Annotated in this window: 6 protein-coding genes and 1 tRNA gene; 4 read left to right on the forward strand and 3 right to left on the reverse strand. The window is 61.9% G+C overall.

Going from position 1 to position 9423, the window contains the following annotated elements:
* Nucleotides 1–158: 158 nt before the first annotated feature.
* Nucleotides 159–284, forward strand: a complete 126-nt coding sequence (locus tag ABZX75_RS33525) for a hypothetical protein (RefSeq protein WP_355417790.1) — start codon at nt 159–161, stop codon at nt 282–284.
* Between the two features lie 285 nt (nt 285–569).
* On the opposite strand, the gene ABZX75_RS33530 is transcribed toward ABZX75_RS33525, so the two are convergent.
* The gene (locus ABZX75_RS33530; RefSeq protein WP_355417793.1) at nt 570–1340 is read right to left on the reverse strand and encodes a sigma-70 family RNA polymerase sigma factor; all 771 of its coding nucleotides are present in this window, start codon (nt 1338–1340) and stop codon (nt 570–572) included.
* Nucleotides 1341–3493: 2153 nt separating this feature from the next.
* On the opposite strand from ABZX75_RS33530, the gene ABZX75_RS33535 reads away from it, so the two are divergent.
* Nucleotides 3494–3581, forward strand: a tRNA-Leu gene (locus ABZX75_RS33535).
* Between the two features lie 565 nt (nt 3582–4146).
* Complete coding sequence (locus tag ABZX75_RS33540; protein WP_355417796.1) at nt 4147–5115, forward strand: aldo/keto reductase; 969 nt, start codon at nt 4147–4149, stop codon at nt 5113–5115.
* A 1559-nt stretch (nt 5116–6674) separates the two neighbouring features.
* On the opposite strand, the gene ABZX75_RS33545 is transcribed toward ABZX75_RS33540, so the two are convergent.
* Both ABZX75_RS33545 and ABZX75_RS33550 read right to left on the reverse strand, forming a co-directional pair.
* A complete protein-coding gene (locus tag ABZX75_RS33545; RefSeq protein ID WP_355417805.1) occupies nt 6675–7124 on the reverse strand; it encodes a transposase in 450 nt (149 codons plus the stop codon).
* Between the two features lie 98 nt (nt 7125–7222).
* Nucleotides 7223–7387, reverse strand: coding sequence for a transposase (locus ABZX75_RS33550; protein WP_355417799.1), 165 nt, complete (start codon nt 7385–7387; stop codon nt 7223–7225).
* A gap of 664 nt (nt 7388–8051) precedes the next feature.
* Here ABZX75_RS33550 and ABZX75_RS33555 point away from each other — a divergent pair.
* Entirely contained in the window at nt 8052–9125 is a 1074-nt protein-coding gene (locus ABZX75_RS33555; RefSeq protein ID WP_355417802.1) for a hypothetical protein, read from the forward strand.
* Nucleotides 9126–9423 lie beyond the last annotated feature (298 nt).

Genomic DNA, 9423 nt, shown 5'->3' on the forward strand with positions numbered 1-9423 from the left:
AAACCTCCTACGCCCCCTTCACACACCCACTGGACCTCCCCGACCTGGCCTGACCAGCAACCCAACATGATCATCTGGACTTTGAATCAGCCCTGGTCCGTGACCGGACCTTCCTCGAGGAACACTCCAAGGTCCGCACCGGCCACCTGCCCCGCACCATGGCCTCCCTGCGGAACCTCGCCATCGGCGTCCACCGCCAGAACGGCGCCACCAACATCGCCGCCGCCCTCCGACGAACCGCCCGCGATTACCGCCGCCCCCTGCCCGCCCTCGGCCTCACCTGACGAAACCGGACAAGATCACCTCACGCAATGCCCGTGACGCAATGCCCCTGTCCCAACAACACCGACTCGTCCACGACCGCGAGCACCTGGCAGCCGTGGCTGCCGAACTCAACGGCCGGCCACGCAAAACGCTCGGCTGGGAAACCCCTGCCGAGCGCCTGCGCAACTCGCTACCTGATCAACGCGACGCGTGTTGCGACGACCGCTGGAAACCGCGTTGATACACAGAAAGCTCAGTCAACCATGAACTATGCGAATCAGATGTCCCTTTCAGGACTCGTCCGCCTACCTCCTCAGAAAAGAGTTCAGATTTTGAATTTCCTCAAACATTCGCTCACAAGATCTGCAGGATTCAAGGTGCCGAGCCGTTTCCTCAGCAGCGAGTCCGATCAACCGCGCCCTTGAGTATGCGGCGAGCCGCTCTATGAAATAGGCGCATAAAGCTTCAGATTTTGCGCGGTTTACGTGAATCGTTAAATAGGCCTGACGTAATCCTTCTTTAGCCCGGTAAGTCAGGGCCGAAACACTGTTGGGACTTATACCAAAATAACCTGCAAGGGTGGCTGGTCGATACCCCTGTATGACTGTATACCAAAGCACAATCTTCCAACGCTCCGGGAGAGAACAAAGCGCCTCTATGACGAGGGCGTGGTCGAATTCCTTCAGAAATTTACTCTCTGCCGAGTTGCCCTTCTGCGTTTCATAGAGACTGACGTCCGGAACCAGTACCCAGCGCCGGGTATTCTTGCCCCATTCGGTCGATAAATTATGCAACACTCTGTTCAAATAACATCGAAAAGACGTTTCAGGGCCGCCGCCAGATTTTAAGATCTGAAATACGCGAACGAACGACTCTGCTGCCAGGTCCTGAGCTATGTGGGTGTCCTGGACATGTGAGGCAGCCAGCCTCACCGCCGCGTCCCAATACCTTCGAAATAACTCGGCAAAAGCTTCAGTGTTCCCGGCGCGCGCCCGTTCAGTAAGCTCCGCATCGCTGGTTATGTGCAGGCTCTCACCGATTATTCCGGGGGGTGTATTTTCGTTATATTCGACCAATGACTGTTTCGAGGGGTAAAGGGGGGTAGAGCCCAAGGGTCCAGAGGATGGTTGCTTGCAGTGAGCCATGAAGGGTCCCTCTTTTCAGTCAAGCCGACGGCCAACGCGTGTGCCGACTTCTGGCAGGAGTGTGGACTACAACGCACAGGCGGAGTGCCCTGTAGGGCTGCGCTGTGAAGGCATGAGCCTGGCTGTTCTCTCAATTCGGGAGGGGCCTGTTGCGATACACACCTCTTAGGAGACGCCATGTAATAAATAATGACGACGAAGGGTCCCTGCTGAGAGGCTCCGCAAGCCGTGGAGGCAGCACTGTCTCTGCTTCTGATCTAGCACGTGCCTCCTCGCGACCTTCACTAAGGAGGAAATTATTGATAATGGACTTGAAGGCGCTACACGCCCGCAACGGTAGAATAAAGATTTTCCACAGGTGAAATCGTTCAAAGGGCCTGCCGTGCCATATACTTCAGATCTAAATAGCAACGAATCTCGCCGTTAAGATCTACCGCCTGGTAGGCGGACCGCAACGACACTCGCGACATACACCGCATTGCCTGATGGTTGAAGCGCCGAACGGCTCTTAAGCGAAGTAAATCTGCCTACAGCGGCGATTTCTAATCTCCTTTCGCGTTCAATGGCAGTCGATACGTGCAGCAGCAGGGAGCGTGGTCTGCTTGGGGCTGGGGGTACTCCGCAGGAGTTCACCAGCCTTGAGGGCAGGAGAAGAAGTCCAATTGGGGGAGCTTTAAGGCAGTGTGAGCGCTCCTATGGTGCTTCCTAGCCCACAGTCCTTTGATCACGCCTACAGAGCGCGGCACGAAGGACAGGGCCAGGGTTGTTCTCGACCGGTCTGGAGAGCTAGGAGGCCCTCCGATTCGGTCATAGGTCACAGTGAGTCGACTGTCCCTCGGAATACGATGCTGTCCTACTTTCGGTTAGGCGGGCGGTCTTAACCGCCTACCTCCCATCCGGGCCATGACCGGGGGCGATTGGGCATATGCCTAGAAGCTGCGGGGAAGTCCAGGCACGTGCCTAACAATCCGCCGCGTGAAAGAGCGCAGACCATGGGATCATCATCTAGGAGCTAGTTCCAGCTCTCTTCGGGGAGCACTGTGGAGAACCTGAGAGGTAGAGGAGAACGCTGCAGGCGCGACGTGGGAAATAGATTGCGTCCACGTTCTCTACCAGGAGAGTAGGCGCTGTGACTGCCTGAAACTTGGCTGCCCGCCGAGGAAGCAGAATAAAGGAGACAACCCATGATGATATCGCGGAGGTTTCCGCATCTGTGGTCCCGTCGTCCGCGCTCATGGCTGGCAGTCCGATATATGCGACCCAGCAGCAGTGGGGTGGGTGAGGCGGGCCGCCGAGTGCGAAACAGGACGTCATGAAGAGCTGGATGCGAGAGGTCGCGTCCTGTATAGCTGCGATTCTCAGCTGCGGGCGGCGACAGAGAGTTCGGTGTCACGATGTTAGCTTTGACGCAGAGCCGAAGCAGCCTTCTCAGCCCTTTTCTACTCTTCCGACCGATGGCCCCGGCGTCACCCATCGGTCCTTACGGTGTCGGCCACGCTGGCTCCCCCAGGTTCAACGGCTTCCCTTCCTGCGCGCGCTCACCGTGCCGCTGAGCACACGGTTGCGCTTGCTCCGACATGCCCAGTGTGTTCGTCCACGTGGCTTGGATACTTTCGAGAACGCTGAAGAACACCGCCGACCAGATGCGGTTTTGTGCGGGCACCGGGCACGACCGTCAGGGGCGCGTCCCCTCACTGGAGATGTGCCTCAACATAACCTTTGCTGCGGGATTGGTATCCCTTATCGGCAGATGAGCAGTCTCACTTCGCGCATCATCCTGATGCATTCCTCGGATTAGGTAGTGCCATTTCCGATGCATGAGTTTAAGTGGAACAGGCTCAGTACCTCTGGGGCGCGCCAAAGCCCCCCGGTTGCCCCCCCCGCCCCCTCGGTATCCCGTCCTTCCAACCCTCCTAGAGGTGGCAACTCACGCCACTTGCATACGTCGACCATTGTGTCCGCCCATAGCTGGGAGACGTGCTGGGGCGGGAAGCTGTCCCGCGAGCGGGCGGGTGCTGTCGTGAGCGCTAAAACCTAGGGCTGAAGGAGCGGGCCGCAACCGACTGGAAGAATGCTATTGCTGGGGGCGAGTGGCGAAATCAGGCAAACGCAGCGGTCTTAAAAACTGCCGCCCTAAGGGGCCTGTGGGTTCGAATCCCACCTCGCCCACCACACTGTCCGTGTCTATTCATTGAGCCTTTTCTAGTCGTCCAACGATCGATGACCCTAAGCCCAGTGTTTGGAGGTCAAGGCGTTATGCGCTCCTCGCCTGGGATCAAGTCTAAAGAGCTCGGCTTCTGGCGCCGCAGGACGCATCGGAGCCCGCCGCCGGACCTCACTGGGAAGGCTTGGCTGCGCTCCCGTATCTGATCCTTGCGCTCAAGCAGGCAGCCCGCTCCCAGTGCGGCTATCGGGTCGGGGCCGTCCTGGTCAAGGGGGAGGGCCGCGTACTGGGCCATTCATCCAACCGCTACCGCAACTGTGCCGAAGTCGACTTCAGGAACCCACCTTTCACGCTGAAGAGGCACTCCTACGACGCAGACACACACCGCGTGGCGGGACCGTATACGTCGCGCGACTGAGCTGGGCTGGGGGCCCGATGCTGGCCCTGCCCTGCCCGCGATGTCAGGAGGCCCTAGTCGCCCACGGGGATCTTGGCCCGCTACACCACCGGGCCCGGGATCGGCACCCTGCGCCTGGCCTAAGCGCGCCCCATCTACGGTCGAAGGGAAAAGACATGCATGATGTATTCTCCAGCCCTCCCGCAATGACGGTGCCGTATCGGCGCTGTGGCGGCAGCGGTCTTCATCTGCCGGTCCTCGGGCTCGACATGAGCGCCGCCCTCCAGGCGCCCCAGGCTCTGAGTCCCTGTCTGATCGGTGAAGCACTGGATCTGGGGGTAACTCATTTGGACGTCACCGCAGGCTTGGCCACCGGTTTCACGGCCGGGCAAGAACGAATGGGCCAACTGTTTGCGCCCTGGCTCTTACAGCGCGACCAGATGGTGATCTCGGCACGGATGGGACGGGGCACTCAACCCGGGCCGCTGGACGGATTCGGCTCCCGCAAGCAGATCTTGTCCGGGCTAAACGGCCTGTTGCGCCGTACGGGCCTCGATTATCTGGACATCCTCTATGCCCACCGGTTTGACTCGAGCACTCCTACGGAGGAGACAACGAGCGCTCTGGCTTGCGCCATTAAACAGGGCAAGGTGCTCTATATAGGACTGTCATCTTTTGCCCCTTCTCCTTTGAGTAAAATCAGTGCACTGCTTGCGGACATGGGTACGCCGGTCGTGGCCTACCAGGCCCCCTATTCACTGGTGAACCGGTGGATCGAAGACCGACTCCTCCCAGTGCTTAAGGAACATGGCCTCGGCTGCATCATCACGAATCCCAGTGACCACGAGCAGCTTCGCGGGGCACCCCGCCGGGCCAGCTTGATGGAGAGGCCGCAGCGCGGCCGTCCTGCCCGGGGGCCGGCAGAGATCGCCGCAGCCCGCGAGCAATCCATGGAGCAGCTGGCCATCAGCTGGGTGCTACGGGATCCGGCCATCACCTCTGTCCTGACCTCGGCAGCTCATCCATACCATCTAGCAGCCCATTGGGACGCCGTCCACCGTAGCTGCTTCAGTTCTGAGGAACTCGCGGAGCTGGATGTTTACTTCCCTCCGTATCAAGACACCCCGCCACCCCTCAGAGTATGACGCCTCACTGCCCCGCTGGTCTTGCGCCGTGGGCCTTACGCGCCAGGGGCCGGGCTTCCCCACTGCCCTTCCGTCTACGGCTACCTCTGCATGCAGGATTCATCGTCGGTTCTCCCGCCTTGAATTTCCTCCCGGATTGCCGAGGTGCACCCGCTCCTCCACTCCGACCGCCTTTCGCATGCCTCCCACCGTCCGCCTGCCCGATCAAGGACCTCACTCATGTCTCAGTGGCTCTCCGATCCTGCTGCCCAAGCTGGGGCGCGCCGTTCCCAGTCCGCTCGCACATCAGCCAATTCCCGACAGTGGCTGCGGTTTTCCGCGCCGCTCATGCCCGCTACTTCTCAGGGGTGGGAGCGGTTGAATGAAGATCTAGCCTGCTATGGCCATCGCGTGCTGAGCGCGTGGATTGCTAATGGCGTGATCTTCGCCCGAGTTCGCTCCATAACCCCGATCTCCTTGACGGGCGCCCCAGAACTCCTGCACGATCCCGACGCGGCCAGTGAGCTGGCTGGCTTGACTGTTGCCGTGGCCCTGCCCGCCTTCCGAGCCAGGCTCGAAGAGGGCACTGGCTGGCGCCCCGAGCAAGGTGCTGCCCTCGCCAGCTTCTTCATCGGCCAGTGTCTGCTCCGGTTCCCCAACGAATACCGCCGCTGGTTGCGCGAATATCGTGCCGGGAGTTGTTCCCTCCCCCTGTCGGAAGCCAGGGAGCTCCCTGATCCTTGCCCGGGCCCCGGCCAATTGGCCACCTGGCGCCTCGAGGCGTGCGAGGTCCTGACCCAGGCCCCAGCCCGCACCCGCACTGTCCTCGCCCAGGTAGCCCTGGGCTACCCTCACCGCGACATAGCCGAGCAGTTGCATACCACCCCCAAGGCTGTCGAGATGATCCTGCGTCGGCACCGCCGACGCCTCGTGCCCTCGAGCCCCCTTCGGAAACCGCCCCGTTAGCGCAGGCTTCCCCGGGTCTGCGCAAGACCAAGCCGCCAACGAACGCACCGGCCCTTCGCTGGGGCTCCCAGCCGCCAACGGCCGGCCTGATGCCCCGAAAAAAACGCCCGGTCATGGTGACGAGCCCCATCCTCGCCTTCGACGTGCGTAACCGTTGTTTGGTGCCCTCGGTCTAGCGCTCCAGGGGATTCTGCGTCGTGGTTCACGACGGTGGACGGCGGATACGCCAGCAAGGAGGCCAGCCTGCTCGCGGTCGACAGACGGTGCAGTGGCTGCCGTCCGACTACCAGATCCTCCTCAACGGCCACCTGTACCTAAACCACTCCGAGACCGGAGGCTGGAACCTTGGCCAGTGGATACGGGAAACGGTCCGTGCCTGGTCTGAGGTGCCCTGGGAGGACCTCGATCCGGACGAGGACCCGCGACTGCTGTGTGAGCTCACGGAATGGCACCCGCGACGGGCTGTGGCCGATCGGGGGTACGGACCAGGGCGAACTCTCTTCCTCGTCGACGCGGACAGCAGCGCCCCGTGGCTCCTGGTCGACGACGGCGGCTGGGCACGGTACCGACATGAGCTTCGCTCTACCCCGGTCCGGGAAAGCTGCACAGGCTTCCTATGACTGCCGACGAGCGTCCGGAGAACATGGTTCGGGCCAAGACCGCGGCATGTAACTCCGCCCGCCACGACAACCGCAGCAGAGGGCTGCCATCCCGAGGAAGGCCAGGCAGTTGCCGGGTTGCCGCTCGTGGCGGTGGCTGAGTTGGCGGTAGCCGGTCAGCCAAGGCATGGTGCGTTCGATGACCCACCTGCGTTGGCGAGCCGTTCGCTGGAGTCGATGGCCTTGCGGGCGATTCGGACGCCGATCACGTTTTCCCCGTAGCCATCGCCGCAGGTGAGGCACGTCGTAGGCTTTGCCGCCATGCAGGCGCCTGGGTTTGGCAGCGCTCGGGTGGGATTCGTGTCCCATGTGGAAATGGGACAGCATCGGCTTCAGTGCCTGGCTGTCGTGGGCGTTGGCCGCAACCCGTAGGGGCAGTCCGTTCGCGTCGGACAGGACGTGCATCTTGGAACCGGGCTTGCCCCGGTCCACGGGGCTCGGACCTGTGATTTCGCCCTCCTCTGGCCCTCACGTGCGCGGAGTTGAGGACGACGCGGGACAGGTCAACCAGGTTCCGCTCGTCCAGAAGGCCGGAGTACTTCCTGGTGCAGCCTGCCCCAGACTCCCGCCCGCGCCCGCGACCAGATGACGAACCGGCGATGCACGGTCGACTTCGACGCCCCGAAGCACGGAGGCAGAGCCCTCCATCCACAACCGCTGACCAACACGTAGATATCGCCGCGAAGACCGCCTCGTCATCGATGTTCGCAACCCCGCCACCCTGCGGCCGCACCCCCGCAGCTGGCACCAACGGCTCAGCAAGCTCCCACAAACCGTCCGGAACGATCCAATCCCCACCGACCACTCCCCATAGCGAGTCCAACGACGCCTCACCATGTAGGACACAAGTCTAAGGACACCTCCTCCTTTGTCAGCCAGCTGACCTGAGCGAGTCGAGTGAGCACTGTGAGCATACGAACTACTTCGGCACGACTCTGCCGATCGACGCTCTGTACACGTCCCACTCTGGTGATTTTCAGGGTCGGAACCGCAGTCTCCGTCGTACGGGAGGTCGTGTACCGGACGGCCTCACGGAAGTGTGCGCGCGTGAGGAGCCTCCTTGCTGCTGCAAGCGAACGCTACCGCGTACCAGTTAGATTTCACGAGCGCTGTGGCGCCCGCAGAGCTAAGGATGGCGACAAGCCACCCGTTGAAAACACCACCGCTTCACACCCGCGTCAGCAGCCCCTCCTACAAAGCCGGAGCCCTGCACCAAGCGAAAGCCATCCAGCCCCAGCCAGGTCAGCAGACAGGGGATACGGTGCGCCCGTAGCGGCAGCTGCTCCTCTCCTGCCCCCTGCTGAGCCGCCTCCGGCTTCGGGCCGTCACTTCTTGGAACTGAGCGAAGGTGGGCCGATCCGCGCATCGGCATTCCGTAACCCCTACCGGGGATGGCTCGCCGAGCTCCTTCTGTTCGTGCCTCAGAATGACAGTGGCGGCAGCATTGTCCATTTGGCACCGGAGATGTCGGATGCCGAGGCATCTGCCTGGCCGATCGTCGCGGAGTGGACGAGCACGCCCAAGGCCATCGTGAGCACGATGTACAAGGGCCTGGTTCAGGTCTACTGGGCAGACCATGAGGGACTCGTCTGGCGGACCCTCCTCATGCCGGAGGGCTTTACCGCCGCCGAGAAACTTAGCTGGGCCGGTCGTACAAATATGCTGAAGGCAGCCTACTATCTGCCGCCGGGGGCGCGTTCAGCGGAACCTGTCGTTTACGGGGCCGCGCGCCGCGGTGGCAGCAGGGCGACCGAACTGTGGATCCACACAGCTGAAAGCCCGCCGGCCGTATTCGCCCTCCCGGCGCCCTTGTGCTGGGCCAATGACTTCCATGTCTCTATGACGGGCCCGGATTCCTGGGTCGTTGACCTTGGGGAGGGAGGTCTACTCCAGCGCTGGGAGGGTCGAACAGGGGGAAAACTGGTCCGACTGCTGGCGTACACGATGACCGGTATCAAGGCTGAATGCGTCTTCGGGGTGTGCGGCCGCCCCGAGACAAGGTTCCCCGCACCGCAGTTCCTCGCTCAGGACGGGATCGCCTATCTGTGGAGTCCCAGCAGGGGTCCCATCCCGTGCACTGCAGCAGGTAGGGGGATCATTCAAGCGTTCTCCGTCGTCACATCTGCCGAGGAATCACTTGTGTATCTGGTCAGCCAGGAGGGACGCCTGACGGTCACCCGGCAGCTCATGTGCGGCGGTCATGATCCGCTCTGGGGCAGCAGCACGGTGCTGCTGCCCCATAGCGACTCGGCCGCGTACTCCATGGTAGTGCTCACGCATCCTAGTGAACATCCAGCTGTGTTCGCTATAGACCAGGGCAGCGTGACACTCTGGACACCAGTCTCAAGAGAATACGGGATCGGGCGCACTCTTTCGCCCTGGACTAGCGCGCGTATTTGGGTGTGATCAATTGCGGATTGGCCCTTGTGGCGGGCGTGATCCGGTAGATTGTGTTGTGTGACGCGGATGCAACTGACGGACATGTATGGGAGTTCACTCGGGCCGTACCTGCCGGGGGCTTTCCCCATTACCTTCTTGGTGGCCCCGCAACGGGGCGCCCGGCCTCCGGAGTTGGCATGACTTTCTCCCCCTGTCGAACGCATGGCCTGGGGGGGGGGTGGTGTCACCAGCTCCGGAGGCATCGACAGACCGCTGATTAGGGGCATGACCACCGGCTTCTTCGCAGGTCGGGAGGCTCTTCGTA

This window comes from Streptomyces sp. NPDC003038 (genome assembly GCF_040611115.1).
GTDB lineage: Bacteria > Actinomycetota > Actinomycetes > Streptomycetales > Streptomycetaceae > Streptomyces.